The 19,241-nt window shown below is 44.2% G+C and carries 16 protein-coding genes and 1 tRNA gene; 10 read left to right on the plus strand and 7 right to left on the minus strand.

Annotated elements, in window-relative coordinates:
- Window positions 1–15 precede the first annotated feature (15 nt).
- Together AACV12_RS00690 and nfsA are read left to right on the plus strand one after the other, a co-directional pair.
- Window positions 16–92: transfer RNA gene (locus tag AACV12_RS00690), tRNA-Trp, on the plus strand.
- A 220-nt stretch (window positions 93–312) separates the two neighbouring features.
- Window positions 313–1,035 carry an oxygen-insensitive NADPH nitroreductase gene (gene nfsA, locus AACV12_RS00695; protein WP_064624526.1) on the plus strand — a complete coding sequence of 241 codons (723 nt, stop codon included), beginning with the start codon at window positions 313–315 and terminating at the stop codon, window positions 1,033–1,035.
- Between the two features lie 40 nt (window positions 1,036–1,075).
- On the opposite strand, the gene AACV12_RS00700 is transcribed toward nfsA, so the two are convergent.
- From AACV12_RS00700 to rdgC, 3 genes are all read right to left on the minus strand, one after another.
- Entirely contained in the window at window positions 1,076–1,330 is a 255-nt protein-coding gene (locus AACV12_RS00700) for a YfhL family 4Fe-4S dicluster ferredoxin (RefSeq protein ID WP_013857525.1), read from the minus strand.
- 2 nt (window positions 1,331–1,332) lie between these two features.
- The gene (gene trhP, locus AACV12_RS00705; protein ID WP_064624528.1) at window positions 1,333–2,733 is read right to left on the minus strand and encodes a prephenate-dependent tRNA uridine(34) hydroxylase TrhP; all 1,401 of its coding nucleotides are present in this window, start codon (window positions 2,731–2,733) and stop codon (window positions 1,333–1,335) included.
- Window positions 2,734–2,895: 162 nt separating this feature from the next.
- The gene (rdgC, locus tag AACV12_RS00710) at window positions 2,896–3,810 is read right to left on the minus strand and encodes a recombination-associated protein RdgC (protein WP_170901251.1); all 915 of its coding nucleotides are present in this window, start codon (window positions 3,808–3,810) and stop codon (window positions 2,896–2,898) included.
- A 190-nt stretch (window positions 3,811–4,000) separates the two neighbouring features.
- On the opposite strand from rdgC, the gene phoB reads away from it, so the two are divergent.
- The 3 genes from phoB to AACV12_RS00725 are packed head-to-tail and all read left to right on the plus strand — an operon-like array spanning window position 4,001 to window position 6,968.
- The gene (gene phoB / locus AACV12_RS00715) at window positions 4,001–4,690 is read left to right on the plus strand and encodes a phosphate regulon transcriptional regulator PhoB (protein WP_013857522.1); all 690 of its coding nucleotides are present in this window, start codon (window positions 4,001–4,003) and stop codon (window positions 4,688–4,690) included.
- A 20-nt stretch (window positions 4,691–4,710) separates the two neighbouring features.
- Window positions 4,711–6,012, plus strand: coding sequence for a phosphate regulon sensor histidine kinase PhoR (gene phoR, locus AACV12_RS00720; protein WP_013857521.1), 1,302 nt, complete (start codon window positions 4,711–4,713; stop codon window positions 6,010–6,012).
- Window positions 6,009–6,968, plus strand: coding sequence for a PstS family phosphate ABC transporter substrate-binding protein (locus tag AACV12_RS00725; RefSeq protein ID WP_170901253.1), 960 nt, complete (start codon window positions 6,009–6,011; stop codon window positions 6,966–6,968). Before phoR ends, AACV12_RS00725 begins: the two co-directional genes overlap by 4 nt.
- 41 nt (window positions 6,969–7,009) lie before the next feature.
- Here the strand turns inward: AACV12_RS00725 and ppx are convergent, their stop codons facing one another.
- The gene (gene ppx / locus AACV12_RS00730) at window positions 7,010–8,515 is read right to left on the minus strand and encodes an exopolyphosphatase (RefSeq protein WP_017046241.1); all 1,506 of its coding nucleotides are present in this window, start codon (window positions 8,513–8,515) and stop codon (window positions 7,010–7,012) included.
- Window positions 8,496–10,595: a polyphosphate kinase 1 gene (ppk1, locus tag AACV12_RS00735; protein ID WP_013857518.1), complete on the minus strand. Its 2,100-nt coding sequence runs from the start codon at window positions 10,593–10,595 to the stop codon at window positions 8,496–8,498. The genes ppx and ppk1 overlap by 20 nt, the downstream gene beginning before the upstream one ends.
- Window positions 10,596–10,844: 249 nt before the next feature.
- Here ppk1 and AACV12_RS00740 point away from each other — a divergent pair, with 249 nt between their 5' ends.
- From AACV12_RS00740 to phoU, 4 genes are read left to right on the plus strand one after another with little or no spacing between them, the layout of a single operon-like run.
- Window positions 10,845–13,046, plus strand: a complete 2,202-nt coding sequence (locus AACV12_RS00740; protein ID WP_094132127.1) for an ABC transporter permease subunit — start codon at window positions 10,845–10,847, stop codon at window positions 13,044–13,046.
- Window positions 13,047–13,085: 39 nt separating this feature from the next.
- Window positions 13,086–14,732, plus strand: a complete 1,647-nt coding sequence (gene pstA, locus AACV12_RS00745; RefSeq protein ID WP_064624534.1) for a phosphate ABC transporter permease PstA — start codon at window positions 13,086–13,088, stop codon at window positions 14,730–14,732.
- Between the two features lie 2 nt (window positions 14,733–14,734).
- On the plus strand, window positions 14,735–15,553 hold the full coding sequence (gene pstB, locus AACV12_RS00750) for a phosphate ABC transporter ATP-binding protein PstB (RefSeq protein WP_010320428.1): 819 nt from the start codon (window positions 14,735–14,737) through the stop codon (window positions 15,551–15,553).
- 36 nt (window positions 15,554–15,589) lie between these two features.
- Window positions 15,590–16,288: a phosphate signaling complex protein PhoU gene (phoU, locus tag AACV12_RS00755; RefSeq protein ID WP_170901304.1), complete on the plus strand. Its 699-nt coding sequence runs from the start codon at window positions 15,590–15,592 to the stop codon at window positions 16,286–16,288.
- Between the two features lie 66 nt (window positions 16,289–16,354).
- Here phoU and AACV12_RS00760 read toward each other — a convergent pair whose 3' ends face one another.
- Both AACV12_RS00760 and AACV12_RS00765 read right to left on the minus strand, forming a co-directional pair.
- Window positions 16,355–17,191 carry a copper homeostasis protein CutC gene (locus tag AACV12_RS00760; protein ID WP_170901255.1) on the minus strand — a complete coding sequence of 279 codons (837 nt, stop codon included), beginning with the start codon at window positions 17,189–17,191 and terminating at the stop codon, window positions 16,355–16,357.
- A gap of 157 nt (window positions 17,192–17,348) precedes the next feature.
- Window positions 17,349–17,960, minus strand: coding sequence for a peroxiredoxin C (locus AACV12_RS00765; RefSeq protein WP_010320425.1), 612 nt, complete (start codon window positions 17,958–17,960; stop codon window positions 17,349–17,351).
- A 196-nt stretch (window positions 17,961–18,156) separates the two neighbouring features.
- Here AACV12_RS00765 and AACV12_RS00770 point away from each other — a divergent pair, with 196 nt between their 5' ends.
- Window positions 18,157–19,059, plus strand: a complete 903-nt coding sequence (locus tag AACV12_RS00770; RefSeq protein WP_013857512.1) for a hydrogen peroxide-inducible genes activator — start codon at window positions 18,157–18,159, stop codon at window positions 19,057–19,059.
- The last annotated feature ends 182 nt before the right edge of the window (window positions 19,060–19,241 follow it).

Consider the following 19,241-nt stretch of genomic DNA (forward strand, 5'->3'; position numbering starts at 1 on the left):
GTAAGATAAAGTTTTAGGGGTGTAGCTCCAACTGGCAGAGCAGCGGATTCCAAATCCGCGTGTTGGGAGTTCGAATCTCTCCACCCCTGCCATCTATCAAGCCTCCGCAGAAATGCTGAGGCTTTTTACTATTTTTCATCTCCTTATTATTTTTTAGAACATTCCTGTTCTTCAATAACTTCAATAAAAGTATCGCCCCCATACTGCATTAAACCGATCTTTTCTGTGCTAATTTTAAGTTTGCATTTTTACGGCATCAGTAGGTAATGCTTGCTAAGATAGTGGCAATATCCTCGTAGGGAAAAATATAAGATGAATCCAGTCATTGAAACTATTCTTGCACATCGTTCTATCCGATCTTTTACCGATCAGAAGATAACTCCAGATCAGCTGAGTACAATTATTTCTGCTGGTATTGCGGCATCATCATCGAGCCTATTGCAGGTTAATTCAATCATTCGTGTTACAGATAAAGATAAACGCGAGCAGTTGGCTATACTGGCGGGCAACCAAGCTTATGTTGCAAGCGCTGCTGAGTTTTTAGTGTTCTGCATTGACTACCAACGTCATTACGCCATTAATCCTGAGGTAAAACCAGAGCTGATTGAACTCACTTTGATTGGCGCTGTAGACGCTGGGATCATGGCACAAAACTGTTTATTGGCGGCAGAATCGATGGGATTGGGTGGTGTTTATATTGGCGGATTAAGAAATTCACCTAAAGAAGTGGATGAGTTATTAGAGCTTCCTCCATATTGCGCAGTGTTATTTGGTATGTGTTTGGGGTATCCGGCTCAGAATCCACAACTAAAACCTCGTTTATCTCCTGAGGTAATTGTTCATGAGAATACCTACCATGCTTTGAGTTATGCTGAAATAGAGCAATATGATGAGACGATGAGGGCTTATTATCAGACGCGTTCTTCCAATACCAAGCAAGCGGCTTGGTCTACAGAGGTAACGGCTAAATTAGCACAAGAATCTCGACCTCATATGTTGAACTATCTCAACAGTAAAGGCTTAACACACCGATAAAAAAGAGCCCAATCTTAACGATTGGGCTCTTTTACAATGATTAGGCTAAACCTTGAATAACGACGAATTTTTCAAGTAGTTGATGTTCAGTTTCTATGTGTTCTGGATCGGTAATGATGCAGTTTGTTATCGGACATACGGATTGACAGGTGGGCTTGTCGTAATGTCCTTTGCATTCAGTACATAGATTAGGATCAATTTCATAGATCCGGTTGCCCATAGAGATCGCGCCATTTGGGCATTCCGGATCACACATATCACAGTTAATGCATTTACTGGTGATCAATAATGCCATAACTACTTGCCTACGGGATTACGAGTATCTTGGCCAGCATTCAAGTTACGCATTAACAGAGCAAAGTTTAAATCCAACTCTTCAGGAACCGGGATATAAACAAAGTGACCATTTCCTTTTGCGTCATCAACAGTTTCACCTTTGCGGTTTTCCATTGCTTCAAGTCTGAAGACAACATTCCCTTTTGGGGTCATCAGCTCTAAACTATCACCTAAGATAAACTTGTTTTTAACTTCAACTTCAGCCATTTCACCACGACGTTTACCCGTAAATTCGCCAACAAATTGCTGTGAATCTGAGACTGAATAGCCATAGTCGTAGTTTTGATAAGTATCGTGTGTATGGCGTCGCAAGAAACCTTCGGTATAGCCACGGTGTGCAAGGCTTTCTAAAGTGCCCATCAGGCTTTCATCAAATGGTTTACCTGCAACTGCGTCATCAATTGCTTTGCGGTACACTTGAGCTGTACGAGCGCAATAATAGAAAGATTTAGTACGGCCTTCTATTTTTAATGAATGCACGCCCATTTTCGTCAATCGTTCTACATGCTGTACGGCTCGTAGATCTTTTGAGTTCATAATGTAGGTGCCATGTTCGTCTTCAAAAGCGGCCATCTTCTCTTCTGGACGATGGCTTTCTGAAAGCAAAACCACATCATCAATCGGTTTGCCTAAACCAAGTGTATTATCAGGGCGCTCTTCTTGTATCTCGATAGTTTGAACTGCTGCTGGATCAAATTTCTCGACAATTTGACCTGTTTCGTCTTCTTTGGCTGATTCAACTTTGTATTCCCAACGACATGCATTGGTGCATGTTCCTTGGTTTGGATCACGTTTATTAATGTAGCCAGACAATAGACAGCGACCTGAATAAGCCATGCATAATGCGCCATGAACAAAAATTTCGAGTTCGGTCGTTGGACATTGCTCACGAATTTCTTCAATTTCTTCCAACGAAAGTTCGCGTGATAGAATCACTCGTTCAACGCCTTGTGATGCCCAGAACTTAACTGTTGCCCAGTTAACAGCATTGGCTTGAACTGAAAGGTGAATAGGCATTTCAGGAAATGCTTCACGAACCATCATGATAAGCCCAGGGTCAGACATAATGAGCGCATCTGGTCCCATTTCAACCACAGGCTTTAGATCTCGGATGAATGTCTTAAGTTTTGAGTTGTGGGGTTGAATATTACAAACCACGTACAATTTTTTACCCAAAGCATGTGCTTCATCGATACCGATTTGCAGGTTTTCATGGTTAAATTCGTTGTTGCGTACACGAAGGCTATAACGAGGTTGGCCGGCATAAACGGCATCTGCACCGTAAGCAAACGCATAACGCATGTTTTTTAGACTGCCCGCCGGTGATAGTAGCTCGGGGACAAAAGGGGTATGTGTGCTCATTGTTTTTCTCTAATCTGATCTCAAGTCAGGCCAATACCACCTGATGGTATTGGAGGGGCGCAAATTTTACGTTAAAAATAACCTTATGCCTAGTAGGGATCGTAAGTGATACAAAAAAGCCCAACACTTTTAAGGGCATTGGGCTTTTGCATGATGCTTTTGTTAAGCGTTCGGGTGAGGAAGGCCGCCGAGAACGTCAAATAAGTTAGGCAAAAATGCCGACATTTCACCACACATTAATGAGAAATCGGCATCAAAGCGAGCCGCTTGCTCTTCTCGTGGAATATCTTCATTTTGTTCTTTGAGCTCATCGCTAAATGCCAAACGCTTAATGCTACAATCTTCAGCCAGAATAAAGCTCAGGCGATCTTGCCAGTTCAATGCCAGTTTAGTGACAACTTTATTGGCTTCAATATGGCTTAAGATCTCATCGCTTGTCAGTTCTTGTTTCTTACAGCGGATCACTGCGCCATCTTCTAATAACGACTTTAATTCAGCTTCATCCAACAAGCTAAACCCTTGTGGTAGTTCGCCACTTTTAACCCACTGAGTAAGTGTTGTTTCTACCGCTTGTTCTGGGATCGCAGGTACTACGGGTAGGCTACCCATGGTTTTGCGTAGCAGCGCCAAAACGTCTTCAGCTTTTTTGTAGTTTGCGGCATCGACTAAAATGAAGCCTTGCTTGGGTAGGATAAGCACAAAGGTGAGATTGCTGCGGCTAAATGCTCTAGGTAGGAGATCGATGACAATATCTTCCTTGAGGCTTTCCTTCTCCTTTTTCTTGAGAGGTCGCCCTTCTTCCACTTCCATCGCTTCAACTTTGGCATTCAAAGAATCTTTAATGACCGAAGCAGGTAACATCTTTTCTTCTTTTTTCGCGCAGATCAGAATACGGTCTTCAGAAACGTGGGTCATCATGTCGCCGTGTTTACCCATTGCGTTAACCCAACCAAATTTTTGCTTATCTTGGCTGCCGCATGGCGTAAAACGAAATTCGGCCAGTTGTTTTTCGAGCTGATCGGCGTTGAATTCTACATCGCGATTAACACGATAAACCATACAGTTTTTAAACCACATATTCTTTCTCTTACTTAATTAGAAGACGCAACATGATAGGGGATTTGAAAGCTAAAGTCTTAAATCAATTTCAAAATATAATCATGAACTTGATAAGAAACTTATATGAAAAATTGTTTGCAAAGGTCACAAAAGTGTCATAATTGTTTCCCATAATGCATAGCGTTGATTACATAGAAAGGTTATTCAAATGTCTAGAAGGATTCTGGTTGTTGAAGACGAAGCACCCATTCGCGAAATGTTGTGTTTCGTGCTTGAGCAAAAAGGTTATCAAGCTGTTGAAGCGGAAGATTACGACACGGCGGTGAGTAAACTGGCTGAACCCTTTCCCGATCTTGTGTTATTAGATTGGATGTTGCCCGGCGGGAGTGGTATCAACTTTATTAAGCATATGAAGCGTGAAGAATTAACACGCAACATTCCGGTTGTGATGTTAACCGCCCGTGGTGAAGAAGAAGATAAAGTTCGCGGCCTTGAAGTGGGTGCGGATGATTACATAACCAAACCTTTTTCGCCTAAAGAGTTGGTAGCTCGTTTGAAAGCGGTTATCCGGCGCGTCACACCGACAGCACTGGAAGATGTGATCGACGTGCAAGGATTGAAGTTAGATCCTGTCTCTCATCGAGTAACGGCTAATGATAATGCCTTAGAGATGGGGCCGACGGAATTCAAAATGCTACACTTCTTTATGACGCACCAAGAACGCGTCTATAGCCGTGAGCAGTTATTGAACAATGTGTGGGGTACCAATGTTTATGTTGAAGACCGCACGGTCGATGTTCATATACGCCGTCTGAGAAAAGCGTTAGAAGAGGCTGGCCACGATAAATTAATTCAAACAGTACGTGGTGCCGGTTATCGCTTTTCATCCAGAACATAAAGGATTAATTAAGGTACGAAATGGTTGAACGTTTAACGTGGAAAAGGCTGGCTTGGGAGCTGGCTTTTTTTTACTCTCCTTGGATTATCGTTGGCTGGATCTTTGGCCATATGGCTTGGCTGCTGCTAGCGGCTACGGCGTTGCAACTGATTTGGCATTTGCATAACCAAATGCGCTTGTCGGCTTGGTTGTGGGATGAAAAACGTTTAACGCCGCCTTCCGGGACTGGAAATTGGGAATACCTGTTTAATGGGATTTACCGTTTACAGCAACGCCAACGTAAAAAACGCAAAGAACTGACCAATTTGATCCGCCGCTTTCGTAACGGAGCTGAATCGCTACCCGATGCGGTGGTTGTGTTCCGTGACGAAGGGAACATTGTTTGGTGTAACCGACTTGCACAACACCTGCTCGGTTTTCGCTGGCCAGACGATGCTGGTCAACCTATCTCAAATTTATTGCGCGCCCCTGATTTTATCAAATATCTGCAAAAAGATGATTTCACAGAACCACTTGAAATGCGCTCTCCACTTAATGTTGAGCGCATGTTAGAGCTGCGTATTGTGCCTTACACAGAAGGTGAGCATTTGATGGTTGTGCGTGATGTCACTCAGTTGAAACAGCTAGAAGGCATGCGCCGAAATTTCTTTGCTAACGTTTCTCATGAACTGAGAACGCCGATGACGGTGTTGCAAGGGTATCTTGAGATGACAGAAGACCCTGACATGCTGGTAGGGCCGATGTGGCCTAAGGCACATGGAGTGATGACTGAGCAGTTAAACCGTATGAACAGTTTAGTCAATCAACTGCTGACGTTGTCAAAAATTGAAGCGGCGCCTATGCATGAGCTGGATGAAGTGGTTGATGTTCCGGCTATGTTGGAAGTACTTGAAAAAGAAGCGATCAGTTTAAGTGGCGATCATCATCACCGACTGCATTTTGATGTCGATAAGCGACTTAAAGTATTGGCCGATGAAGATCAACTGCGCAGTGCTATATCAAACCTTGTTTATAACGCCGTCAAATATACGCCTCCGGGAGCGGAAATTAATGTGCGTTGGTATCAAAACGCGCAAGGTGCTTGTTTAGACGTGGTGGATAAAGGGGAAGGGATTGAGCCACAGCATTTACATCGTTTAACGGAACGTTTTTATCGTGTCGATAAAGCACGTTCACGAGATACCGGAGGAAGTGGGCTTGGGCTCGCGATTGTTAAGCATGCATTGTCACATCATGACACGCATTTGCAGATTCACAGTGAAGTGGGCGTTGGCAGCAAATTCTCTTTTATTTTGCCTAAACGTTTGGTTGTGCTGTCATGACACATCGCATATTTACAGCCTTTCTCTATTTTTACTTGCTGGTTACCACGAACGCCGTGAGCGCTCAGCCGCTCGTGGATTACTCAAAAACTAACGGTGTTGCAGGTAGTTTACTTTCAGTGGGGTCAGACACTCTGGCAGGAATGACGACGCTCTGGGTTGAAGAGTTTAAGACGATCTACCCCAATATCAATGCTCAAGTACAAGCCTCAGGTTCCTCCACCGCGCCTCCTGCTTTAACTGAAGGAACGGCGCAATTTGGCCCAATGAGTCGCCCGATGCGTGGTCGTGAGATTGAAGCATTTGAACGCGCTCACGGTTATAAGCCGACGGCATTGCGGGTTGCGATAGATGCCATTGGTATTTTTGTACATCGAGATAATTCAATCAAAGGGCTTAATTTTACTCAATTAGACAGTATTTTCTCATCCACGTTGCGCTGCGGTGCAACACAACCGATCAATACTTGGGTGCAATTGGGCGTTGATGAGGATTGGGCCAAGCGGGGAATTCAACTGTTTGGCCGAAATTCGGTGTCGGGAACTTATGGCTATTTCAAACAAAATGCACTGTGTGGTGGCGATTTCAAAAAGGGAGTAAACGAGCAGCCGGGATCGGCATCGGTTGTACAATCGGTTGCTTCATCGATCAATACTATCGGTTATTCTGGTGTTGGTTATCAGGTTTCTGGTGTGAAATTGATTCCGATAGCCAAACAAGGCGATCAGTTTATTGCCGCAAGTTATGAAAATATTCTATCAGGTGCTTATCCGTTATCTCGCTATTTGTATGTGTATGTGAATAAACATCCTAATCAGGATCTAGCACCCATGCAGCGAGAATTTATCCGTTTCATTTTTTCTAAGCAAGGACAAGCGATTGTTGGGAAAGATGGTTATGTGCCTGTCAGTGCCGAGTTTGCTATGCAAGAACTAGCTAAAGTGGGCATAAAATAACGAGCTGTTCGCTCGCTATTTTTAATCAAACCCAATTCAAATTAAACATTGAGCTGCCAACCGACACTTCGCCAATACTGTTGTTCGCACATCAGATCCGCATGTAATAATTTATTATTTTCTAACCAATTGGCATCTTCACATTCTAGTTTCCACTCATCATCTTTTGCGCTGAGCGTCAGCTCAGGAAGAGGATCATCATTACGTTGGCTATTGACAACAATCGCTAAACGCAACACGCGGATGAGGCCAATAATGTGCTTTTTCTTAAACAAGGTGAAATCATTCATTTCTTGCAGCTTGAGGGATTTGCGTTGAAAGCGCGCTAAGGTCGATAGCACTTGCTGTTGCTCGCTGTTAAAACCGGGCATGTTGGTGTGACGCAAGATATAAGCAGAGTGTCGGTGAAAGCCTTGTAAGTTGATGCTCAATCCCACCTCATGCAATAACGCTCCCCACTCCAAAAGATCAAACAGTTCGCTGCCTTTTTTCAATCCTAGCTCTGGGGTCACATTCTGTAGAAACTCTTTTGCATGGCCTTTGACTTTAGCGGCATGCTCTAAGTCGACTAGATGCTTCATCGCGAGGTTTTCAGTGGTGCGTAAACGGATATCGGAATACTTGAACCGATCTTCCATCTCATAAAGCAAACCTTCTCGTAATGCACCATCAGAAAAATGCATCTCTTTCACACGCAGCGATTTTAAAACCGCGCTTAAAATGGCAACTCCCGCAGCAAAAACGGGTTTTCTATCGTCAGTCAATGCGCTGAGTTCGATCTCATCAATACTTTGCCATTCACAGAGTTTTTCAATGAGTTTATTGACTCGCTCAAGCGTGATGATGCCATCATCAAAGCCCAAACCAATCAGTACTTCGTGAATGGCTTTGATGGTTCCTGACGAGCCGAAGGCGACTTCCCACCCTTTTTTGCGATATTTCGCCGCAATAGATTCGATTTTTTGCTCGGCGGCTAATATCGCATGAGCGAAGTTTCTGCTTGAAAGCCTACCATCAGCGAAGTAACGGTCGGTATAGCTGACGCATCCCATTTGCTTGCTGTTGATTAGGTCTGGATCAAACCCTTGGCCAATCACCATCTCGGTACTACCGCCACCGATATCCACCACCAACATAGACGCTGCTTGAGGTTGAGTATGTGCCACGCCTAAATAAATTAAGCGTGCTTCCTCAGCTCCGGGAATGATTTCAATAGGGAAAGGCAGTACTTGTTTGGCTCGTTGCAAGAATGTATGAGCATTATTGGCTTGACGCAGCGTATGCGTGGCCGCGATGCGCACGTTTTCAGGTTCGAAACCTTGCAACCGCTCGGCAAACATCGCTAAGCATTCAAGTCCTCGCTCTATGGCATCGGCATCCAAATTTTTTTGTTCATCTAACCCAGCCGCCAAGCGTACACGTTGCTTATGGCGGCTCACCAGTTGCAGATCTTGATCGACGACTTTGGCCACCACCATATGAAAGCTGTTAGAGCCTAAATCGATGGCCGCAATATCGCGAATAGTATTAGTTGGGTTGATTGTCATGTAAGGGTTCTTTGCTCTTTCTGGTCTGTCTTTCTACATTCTTAAGATAGTCGTAGATGGCAAATTGTGAACGCACTTTTTTACGGTTACCACGTTCTACATAATTATTGCTCATCTCTTTGTCTATCCAGCGCGCTTTCACTGTATCGGTAAATTGTAAATTCATAATGTCAATCATACGCTGTTTCAAACGTGGGTCACGAATTGGTGTCGTTACTTCGATACGATGATCGATATTGCGCGTCATCCAGTCGGCAGAGGAGATATACACCAGCGGGTTGCCATCATTGTGCGTAATAATGACACGAGGGTGTTCCAAAAAGCGATCAACGATGCTGATGATTTTGATATTGTCACTCACGCCCTCAATTCCCGGAACCAGCGAACACATGCCCCGGACGATCATCTTAATTTGTACGCCCGCGCTGCTTGCGCCATACAGTTTATTGATTAACCCTTTATCCACTAAGTTATTTAACTTTAAAGTGATTGCGGCTTTTTTGCCAAGTTTCACATTGGCGATTTCACTGTCGATTAATCGATAAAGCTGAATACGAGAGTTTCTTGGCGACACAATGAGATGGCTAAATTTAACTGGGCGGTAAGGGTTTTCAATATAGCCAAACACGTTTCGTACTTCGGTAGCAATTTCATTGTCGGCGGTTAGTAGTGAAAAGTCCGTATAGATACGGGCGGTTTTTTCATGGAAGTTGCCCGTGCCTATGTGCGCGTAGCGAACGATGTTGTCCTGTTCTTTGCGGCTAATGAGCAGCAATTTAGAGTGAATTTTTAATCCGGGAGCACCGAAAATTACTTGGACCCCCGCTTCGGTTAAAATACGTGACCATTCAATGTTGGCTTCTTCATCAAACCGTGCTTGTAACTCAACCACTACCACCACCCGTTTGCCATTGTGTACCGCATCGACGAGCGAGTTCATTAAGCGAGAATCTTTGGCAACACGATAAATATTGATTTTGATGCTGATCACTTTGGGATCAAACGAGGCTTGTCTTACCAACTCGGTAATGTGTTCAAATGAGTGGTAAGGATAGTGAAGTAGAATATCCTGAGCGCGAATCGCATCAAATGCATTGGCAAAACCTTCAAAGTCAGCACATTGCATGGGTGGTAGCGGCTTGTTTTCTAAATAGTCACGCCCCACGTTTGGGAACCCAATGAAATCTTTAAAGTTATGGTAACGACCACCAGGAAGAAGGCTATCATAGTGCGATATTTTGAGTTTTTCGCACAAAAATTTAAGCATTTTTGTCGGCATTTCTCGTTCATAAACAAAGCGTACGGGCATAGCACTTAAGCGTTGATTCAACCCTTCTGACATCTGTTCTAACAAACTGTATTCGACTTCCCGTCGCAAGTCATATTCCGCATCACGTGTCATTTTCATCGCGTAACCCGTGAGCTCTTCATAGTCAAAAAATCCGCGGAAAATCTCATCGAGGCAGTGGCGAATGATGTTGTCCAATAAGATGATGGTTTTGCGGCGTTTGCCCTTTTGCTCCGGCACCATGACAAAGCGCGGTAGGTGGTCTGTCGGGATTTCAATCAGCGCATATTGGCTGCGGTCATTGTGTTTGAGATCAACGGCAATATAGGCGTATTCATCCTTCAAAAATTGCATGACATCAATGTCGTCAGTCATGAGCAGCGGTGTAATATGCGGGCGCACTTCTTTATGGAAATACTTAGTGATCCATTTTTTCTGAGTCTCATCCAACTGCGTTTCATTAACCAAGAAGATACGGCGACGTGCCATTTCTAAAATAAGCTCATTATAGAGATTGTCGAAATCTTGGTTGAGTTTGAATGCCTTACTTTGCATTCGTGTCAGCAAATGCTTGGTAGTATCGTTACCACCACGTTCTCGGTTGATCAAAATTTGCCGTTTTACATCGGAAAAGCGAACTTTATAGAACTCATCCAGATTGTTAGAAAAAATACCTAAAAACCGTATTCTCTCGATTAAAGGCACGGTTTTATCTGCGGCTTCTTGCAATACGCGTTCATTAAACGAAAGCCAGCTCAATTCCTTGTCGATATACAACTTGTCCGTACTCATTCATGTTACCTTTTAACTCAATTGACGTTTTTTACTGACTCACCCTCTGTGTGCTGATTGTGCGATTCTGCACAGCAATCAATTCGGGTATTGATGATTATGCAAACTATGCCTTTTATGTGACATTTTTATTTCAAGTAGGCAAGTTGAGTATAGTTGTTTTATTTTCAGTCGTTTATTGCGAGTTGTAATATACTTGTCACGAAAATTACATATTATACGCAGACAGGAAAAAGGGTAGAGAGAGCAATGGCACCAAGTGAATTTTCATTGAAGGAACGTGACAGAAAACGGTTGATAAAAGACCGTTTGGTTCGCCTTGCAGTGAGTTTTGGTGGCGTGAGTGTACTTGGCGCTTTAGTGCTGATTTTTGTCTATCTTGCGATGGTTGTTTTCCCTCTTTTTGGTAGCGCAAAAATTGAAAGGAACGTGGCGCAAGTGAGTATAACCACTTCCAATCCTCAATTTTTGGCCATAGATGAATACGGCGAGAATGCCTTTGTTGTTGACCTTGACGGCAGCATGAACTTTTGGCCCTTGGACGGCAAAACGGAACACGCATTGTGGTCGGATAGTCTCCCTATTCGCGTTGATCTTTTTAGCCAAGCTCCCCCGCTGGATGGATGGTTTGCCGCTAGCAATGTGGCGGGAGAGGTCTTTATTGCTCGCCCTAAATTCAGTTATCTGCATAGCGTGGAAGGTCGCCAGTTTTCTCCTTATCTTGAGCGCGTCAGTTTACCTTCTACATTTCGGCTGACTCATAAAACGCAAACGTTACGCCAGTTTGCCTTCGCCGTTACTGATGAGGCACTTTTCTTTGCTTCTTATCTCGATAATGATGAGGTGATAGTACAAACCTTAACGAGTGATAACGTTGAGCCAATTCAGCGCTTTGTGTTTCAAGGCTCATTTCCTTCTTTGGACCAATTGCTTTTTACGCCAGATGGTAAAACGCTTTATCTTCGCTCTGGGTCCGAATTGGTTGTTGCCGTTAAGAGTCGTCAAGGTTATTTCGTGCGAGAAGTGGTTGATTTAAGCCAAGGTAATTCTGATCGAGCCGTGACACAAATCAACTTATTGTCCGGTGCTTATTCGCTACTGGTGACTCACCGTAACGGCTTAGTGTCACAATGGTTTGATGTGCTGCAAAATGAAGAACGTCAACTGACTCAGATTCGTAAGTTTAAATTAGCGCCGCAGGTGACGCTGTTACTGCCGGATACTTATCGCAAAGGTTTTTACAGTTTCTACCCTAATGGCACAATCCAAAGTCACTATACGACCAGTGAAAAACTGGTGTTGTTTGAGAGGATGTACAACAAAGCCCCTCAATTGGCCGCCATGTCCAATAATGAGCTTTATCTCGCTACGTTAAGCGAGCAGAAGATCAGCGTGGCAAAAGTGGATAATGATTATCCTGAAATATCACTCTCATCATTGTGGCAAAAAGTGTGGTACGAAAGTTATCCAGAGCCTCAATATGTGTGGCAATCGACGTCAGCGAACGATGAATTTGAGCCTAAGTTTAGCCTAGTACCGATAGCCTTTGGCACTCTTAAGGCCGCAGCATACGCAATGTTATTTGCAATACCGATTGCGGTGTTTGGCGCGATTTACACGGCTTATTTTATGTCACCGAGAATGCGCCGAGTGGTGAAGCCGTCGATTGAATTGATGGAAGCGTTACCAACCGTCATTATTGGTTTTTTAGCGGGGTTGTGGTTTGCACCATTAATTGAAAGCCATCTCGCGGCGGTCGGAGCGCTGCTGCTATTTTTACCCATTGTGATGTTACTTGTTGGGCTAGGTTGGCACCTGTTACCGAGAGCATGGGTGCGAAATTTTTCAAATGGGTGGCACGCATTGATACTAATCCCCGTATTAGTCGTTAGTGCAGTGGTTATCTTTTCGTATAGCAGCCAAATTGAAGTTTGGCTATTTGATGGCGATATTCAGATTTATCTCGCGCAAAACGGCATCGATTTTGATCAGCGTAATGCGCTGGTGGTTGGTTTTGCGATGGGCTTTGCCGTCATTCCAACCATTTTCACTATTGCGGAAGATGCGATCTTTTCCGTACCTAAACATCTTTCTGATGGGTCATTAGCATTAGGCGCAACACCTTGGCAGACATTAACCAAAGTCGTGTTGTTAACGGCAAGTCCTGGCATATTCTCGGCGATCATGATGGGTTTGGGGCGAGCCGTCGGAGAAACAATGATCGTTCTTATGGCGACGGGTAATACACCCATTTTAGATTGGAATATTTTAGAAGGGATGCGCACCTTATCGGCAACGATTGCAGTTGAGTTACCAGAGTCGGAAGTGGGGAACTCCCATTATCGGTTGCTTTTTTTAGCGGCACTATTGCTACTCATGTTCACCTTTTGTGTGAACTCGATTGCTGAATGGGTCAGACAAAGGTTGCGTGCCAAATATCGCGCTTTGTAATCAAGGTGCTTTGTAATCAATTGGGAAAAATCATCACAAATGTTTAAGTGGTTTCAATCAGGTTCACCTTGGATATGGTTAACAGGCGGTGCTGTCAGCATCAGCCTGATTTCGGTATTGGGCTTGCTCCTGTTTATTGGTTGGAAAGGATTAACCTATTTTTGGCCGACGCCACTTTATCAATGGCAAACTCAAGAGGGGCAAGCACTGGTTGGTCAGCTCTACTCTGAGGAAAATGTGCCATTAACACACTTAAGAGCATTAGACATTACGTGGCCCAAAGCCATACTGGATGCTGGGGAAGTGAAGCGGCTCAGTATCAAAGTCGCTAACCGAGAACGAAATCATGCGGACTTTGTTTCGATACTGGATGTTAAACTGTCGGATAAACAAATGCCTAGCGGGTGGGCGGTAATAGAACGCAAGAGTAACGGACAGTTTTATGGCAAGCCGATTGCTTATGTGCAAACCGATGGAAGCGAGAGTTCGGATGTTCAAACCATGCTCGCTGCAGGAATGCAGGATGTCGCGTTATTGAGAGAGCAAATTGACGATGTGATTGACCAAGAGATCAGAGTCATTGGCTTTGCCGCCGAAAAATTACGTTTAGAGAAGCGTCGTAAAGAACTCAATGGAAAGCTAGAACGAACCTATTTAGATCACTATTTTCATAAAAAGCAGGATTTGGATAGCCAATTAGCTATTGCCGAACAAAAGTTAGATGCGCTGCGCCAGCAAATGAATGGGCCGTCGTTGATTGTTGAAGAGATGAGTGGGCAACGAGTGGCGATTCCACTTAGCCAAATTCTCGATATTTGGTATCCCAATGATATGACTTTGGGGCAAAAATTGGTCCAGTGGGGAAAGCAGGTGTGGCTCTTCCTATCAGAAGATCCCCGAGAATCGAACTCTGAAGGCGGTGTATTTCCAGCCATCTTTGGTACAGTGCTGTTGGTGTTGTTGATGTCGATTATCGTCATGCCACTTGGTGTTGTGGCGGCTATTTATCTGCACGAATACGCAAAAGAGAATCTGTTTACTCGTATCATTCGTGTTGCGGTTATCAACCTTGCTGGTGTGCCATCGATTGTTTATGGAGTATTTGGTCTTGGTTTTTTTGTTTACACCATAGGCTCATCGATTGATACGCTACTCTATAGCGAAAGGTTACCGGCCCCCACTTTTGGCACTCCTGGCTTACTGTGGTCGGCGCTCACATTAGCGGTGTTAACTCTCCCCGTAGTGATTGTGACGACGGAAGAAGGGTTAACACGGATTCCCAGCGCAGTACGCCATGGCTCGTTAGCATTGGGCGCTACCCATTTTGAGACGATTTGGCGCATAGTATTGCCGATGGCAAGCCCTGCGATTATTACTGGGCTTATTCTCGCCATTGCGCGAGCCGCGGGTGAGGTTGCCCCTTTGATGCTGGTGGGTGTGGTCAAACTGGCGTCAAGTTTGCCTGTGGATGGCGAATTTCCCTTTGTACATCTTGAGCGAAAATTCATGCATTTAGGTTTTCATATTTACGATGTTGGTTTCCAAACGACCAACATCGAAGCGGCTAGGCCACTGGTGTACGCCACTTCATTTTTATTGGTGACAGTGATTGTGGCACTGAATTTAACGGCCATCAGTATCCGCAATAACTTGCGTGAGAAGTATCGAACGTTAGGGCAAGATTAATTATGTTTTCCATCAATCAAACTTTGGGTTATCACGCCCCGTTAGATGTTAATAATCTGAGCGATCAACAAACGGCGATTGCGATTGAAGATCTGAATCTGTTCTATAAACAGACTTGTGCGCTGAGCCATATCTCAATGCGTATTCCCAAAGGACAAGTAACGGCGTTTATCGGCCCTTCCGGTTGTGGTAAGTCAACCTTACTGCGCTGTATTAACCGGATGAACGATCTGGTCGAAGGGTGTCGAGTTGAAGGTGAAGTCAAACTGCATGGTAGAAACGTCTATCACCCAGATGTGGATGTTGCCACGTTGCGCCGCCGAGTGGGGATGGTATTCCAACGACCCAACCCATTTCCGAAATCCATTTATGAAAACGTGGTGTATGGACTTCGTCTACAGGGAATTAAAAATAGCCGTACTTTAGATGACTCCGTTGAGCGAGCTTTAAGAGCCGCTGCGTTATGGGATGAAGTGAAGCATCGCCTACATGAAAATGCATTTGGCCTTTCGGGTGGGCAGCAGCAACGCTTAGTTATCGCCAGAGCGATTGCTATTGAGCCAGAGGTGCTGTTGCTTGATGAGCCAACGTCCGCGTTAGACCCTATTTCTACTTTGACCATCGAAGAGTTGATTAACGATCTCAAAACCAAATACACAGTGGTGATTGTGACGCATAACATGCAACAAGCGGCAAGAGTGAGCGATCATACGGCTTTTATCCATATGGGAAAATTGATTGAGTATGCGGATACTGACTCTATTTTCACCTCCCCATTGAAAAAACAGACGGAAGACTATATTACTGGTCGATATGGTTAATACTTTCGTCAATAGCGATATTCAAAAGGAACGATGATGCATCTAGGTCGCCACATTTCAGGACAGTTCAATGTTGAACTTGAATCGATTCGCACTCATGTATTGACGATGGGCGGGCTGGTGGAGCAACAACTCTCTTTTGCGATGCAAGCATTGCATAAAGATGATGCCGATCTGGCCAGAAAAGTCGTTCGGGATGATCACAAAGTGAATGCGATGGAAGTCTCTATTGATGAGGCTTGCACGCGTATTATCGCTAAGCGACAACCGACAGCCAAGGATCTACGCTTGATCATGGCGATCATCAAAACCATTACCGACCTTGAACGAATTGGTGATGTTGCCACCAAAATTGCCTACGTCACTATCGAAAGCCCTTCACCTAAAGAGAGCAAATTTCGAGTTTCTCTTGAACCTTTATGCCGACAAGCCATTGCAATGTTGCACCAAGTGTTAGACGCTTTTGCGCGGATGGATCTTGAATCGGCTGCTGAAGTGTACCGCTTGGATGATAAGCTGGATGCCGAATATGAAGCCGTGGTCCGCCAACTGATGACCTATATGATGGAAGATCCTAAAAATATCCCACATATATTACAAGTCATGTGGTCTGCACGAGCTATCGAACGCGTGGGCGATCGCTGCCAGAATATCTGCGAATACATCATCTATTTTGTCAAAGGTAAGGATGTGCGCCACTTAGGTAAACAATCGATTGATGACATTCTCAAATAGCCTTTTGGGTAAAGTAAGGTGAAGGAAAGTTATTCACCTTACATCAAGACATAACGGTCGCCGAAGTTAAGAAAGCTGGCGTAATACCTCTTGGATTTTAGCCGGATCGGTAATTGGGATGAGGGTGTCATCGACAGACTCTTGGCCCATTTTCACCGCATTGGCGATCATATCCATGCTACTTGCACGCGTGGTTTTGCCGGACAAATGCACTTCAGTGATGCCCGTTTCACGGATAATGTCAGTCACGTTTGATGCGTTTAAGCCAGCCCCAGCCATAATAGAGAATCGACCATTCGCCAGTTTCACCATGTGTGCAATTACGGCTCGTCCTGCATAGGCATCTGGCGCTAACCCTGAAGTAAGTACACGCTCACACCCTAATTTTGCAATGTCTTCAATCGCTTGTTCATAGCTGTGGCATTGATCAATCGCACGGTGGAAAGTGGTACCCAACTCTTGCGCGGCTTGCATCATCAGTAAGCTTGCTTCAAGGTTGATGGTGCGATTCGGATTCAAAATACCAAAGACGATGCCGTCTAGTCCCGCCTGTTTTGCCATCTCGATATCGATCAACATCGAATCGAGATCATCCTGATCATAAAGAAAGTCGCCTTGACGCGGACGAATCATCGCGTAAACAGGAACGCTCGATATTTGTGCGGCCTTTTTCATTAAACCAAAGCTGGGCGTCAGTCCACCCAATGCGAGCGACGAACACAATTCAATGCGAGTAGCCCCGCCTTTAATGGCGTTGTGTAGCGATTCAATATTATCAATACACACTTCAACTTGAATATTCATAGTAAAATCCTGCTGGAAAAATTTGGTTAATGTTAGCAAGTTAGAGTAGTGACGTCTGTGTGATTGAGGTGAGAAATAGGGGTAAAGTTTACCAACCAATGCTGCCTCATTTTCGCTAAATGAACGACAACGAAAAAGCCCAAAGCGTTAGCTTTGGGCTTGGATAAGGACTTTACTTCTTAACTGATTGGCGATGCGTTTTACGCTTTATTATATGTCCAACCATTGACCCGAGTTGAGCGCGGGCTAAGGAGAATTATTTCTTGCCTAGGTCGTCTGAGTGCTCAGCTAGGAATGCTGCAACACCTTTTGGAGATGCATCCATACCGGCTTTGCCTTCTTCCCACTGTGCTGGGCACACTTCACCATTCTTTTGGTGGAAGTTAAGCGCATCAACCATACGTAGCATTTCGTCGATGTTACGGCCTAGTGGTAGGTCGTTCACAACTTGGTGACGTACAAGACCATCTTCGTCGATGAGGAAAGAACCACGGAAAGCAACGCCTGCTTCTGGGTGCTCAACATCGTACGCTTTACAGATTTCGTGCTTCACGTCAGCGATTAGCGGGTATTTTACTTGGCCAATGCCACCGTTTTCGATAGCGGTATTACGCCATGCGTTGTGAGAGAATTGAGAATCGATAGATACACCGATTACTTCAACGCCTTTCGCTTGGAAATCTTCGAAGCGTTTGTCAAAAGCGATAAGCTCTGATGGGCAAACGAAAGTGAAGTCTAGTGGGTAGAAGAAAACAACCGCTTTCTTACCTTTAGTAAATTCTGCGAAGTTGAAGCTATCAACGATTTCACCGTTACCAAGAACAGCTGCTGCAGTAAAATCAGGGGCTTTACGACCAACTAGTACCATTTTTTTGCTCCTAAGAATAAGGTTTAGTTCCAAACCAGTGATGAGCACTGGTCCAGTCCGTTTTTGAACGAGACAAACTATAGTACAGATTGTAGGATAGTAAAAAGCGAAATAAATAGATTAGTCTCATCGAAAAAAGCGATGAGCTCTAATGACGGAATCAGAAACGGCACTCAAATAAGATAGTAGTAGAACGATGAATAAATGGCCCAGTTTGAAGCAGTTGCACTATTTAGTAACACTCTACGAAACACGGCACTTTAGTGATGCCGCTGAACGTTGTTTTGTTAGTCAATCTACCCTAAGTAAAGGGATCCAAAATTTAGAGGAATTAATAGGTTGCCCGCTTTATGAAAAGGATAAGAAAGCTCCGTTAGTGTTTACTCAAGCGGGAGAGCTGGTTGTTAGCCAAGGAAGAGAGTTACTTGCCAAAGGACAAGATTTAGTGGAACTCGGCAAGGTTTGCCAAGGCGATGAGATGCAAGGTCAGCTTAAGCTGGGTTGTATTCCAACCATTGCTCCATTTTTACTGTGTGATTTAGTGCAAGAAGTGAATGTCCGCTTTCCGAAGTTGAACTTATTATTACGAGAAGATACGACGACGAACCTTTTGGCTGCACTGCGTCATGGAGAGCTTGATGTGTTGATTTTGGCTTTGCCTGTCGATATCGGCAAAATGGAGAGCCGAGTCGTGGGGATTGATCCATTCAAAATGGTGATTAGCCGTCATCAAATGGATAGCATCCGTGTGCCAATCAAGTATGCTGACCTGCCTGATGAATCGGTGTTTTTGCTCGAAAATGTGCACTGTTTAACGGATCATGCTGTGTCGGCTTGCAAGTTGACCGCCAAAGAGAAAATTAATCCATTTACCGCAACCAGTTTACATACCTTAGTGCAGATGGTCGCCAATGGTTTAGGGACGACTTTCATTCCACAAATGGCAATCAATCATGGCTTAGTTGAAAACCAAAATTTAGTGGTCATCGAGCCTCCTGGCCAGCAAGCGTATCGAGAGATTGGTTTAGTCTGGCGGCCAAGTTCATCGCGAACTCACACTTTTAAGCAGTTAGCGGATGTGGTTTCTGGTTTACTTTAGCAATTAGTCTTACTCTTTCCTTTGCCTAAAAAATCAAAAAGTCACTTTTAATGTGGCTTTTTTCAGTTTTTTATTCTGTTAGTGTTTTTAAACTTGTAAAATTTTACAAACAATTCTTGATGAAGTTTTCATAAAATCAAAAATCTTTACAGCCACAATTTTACACATCCTATTTTCTCTTG

The sequence above is a fragment of the Vibrio sp. 2-2(8) genome (assembly GCF_963888495.1).
GTDB lineage: Bacteria > Pseudomonadota > Gammaproteobacteria > Enterobacterales > Vibrionaceae > Vibrio > Vibrio anguillarum.

Coding starts and splice junctions, on each gene's coding strand:
- nfsA (WP_064624526.1), top strand. CDS start 313: ATGAATCCAGTCATTGAAACTATTCTTGCACATCGTTCTATCCGATCT.
- AACV12_RS00700 (WP_013857525.1), bottom strand. CDS start 1,330: ATGGCATTATTGATCACCAGTAAATGCATTAACTGTGATATGTGTGAT.
- trhP (WP_064624528.1), bottom strand. CDS start 2,733: ATGAGCACACATACCCCTTTTGTCCCCGAGCTACTATCACCGGCGGGC.
- rdgC (WP_170901251.1), bottom strand. CDS start 3,810: ATGTGGTTTAAAAACTGTATGGTTTATCGTGTTAATCGCGATGTAGAA.
- phoB (WP_013857522.1), top strand. CDS start 4,001: ATGTCTAGAAGGATTCTGGTTGTTGAAGACGAAGCACCCATTCGCGAA.
- phoR (WP_013857521.1), top strand. CDS start 4,711: ATGGTTGAACGTTTAACGTGGAAAAGGCTGGCTTGGGAGCTGGCTTTT.
- AACV12_RS00725 (WP_170901253.1), top strand. CDS start 6,009: ATGACACATCGCATATTTACAGCCTTTCTCTATTTTTACTTGCTGGTT.
- ppx (WP_017046241.1), bottom strand. CDS start 8,515: ATGACAATCAACCCAACTAATACTATTCGCGATATTGCGGCCATCGAT.
- ppk1 (WP_013857518.1), bottom strand. CDS start 10,595: ATGAGTACGGACAAGTTGTATATCGACAAGGAATTGAGCTGGCTTTCG.
- AACV12_RS00740 (WP_094132127.1), top strand. CDS start 10,845: ATGGCACCAAGTGAATTTTCATTGAAGGAACGTGACAGAAAACGGTTG.
- pstA (WP_064624534.1), top strand. CDS start 13,086: ATGTTTAAGTGGTTTCAATCAGGTTCACCTTGGATATGGTTAACAGGC.
- pstB (WP_010320428.1), top strand. CDS start 14,735: ATGTTTTCCATCAATCAAACTTTGGGTTATCACGCCCCGTTAGATGTT.
- phoU (WP_170901304.1), top strand. CDS start 15,590: ATGCATCTAGGTCGCCACATTTCAGGACAGTTCAATGTTGAACTTGAA.
- AACV12_RS00765 (WP_010320425.1), bottom strand. CDS start 17,960: ATGGTACTAGTTGGTCGTAAAGCCCCTGATTTTACTGCAGCAGCTGTT.
- AACV12_RS00770 (WP_013857512.1), top strand. CDS start 18,157: ATGAATAAATGGCCCAGTTTGAAGCAGTTGCACTATTTAGTAACACTC.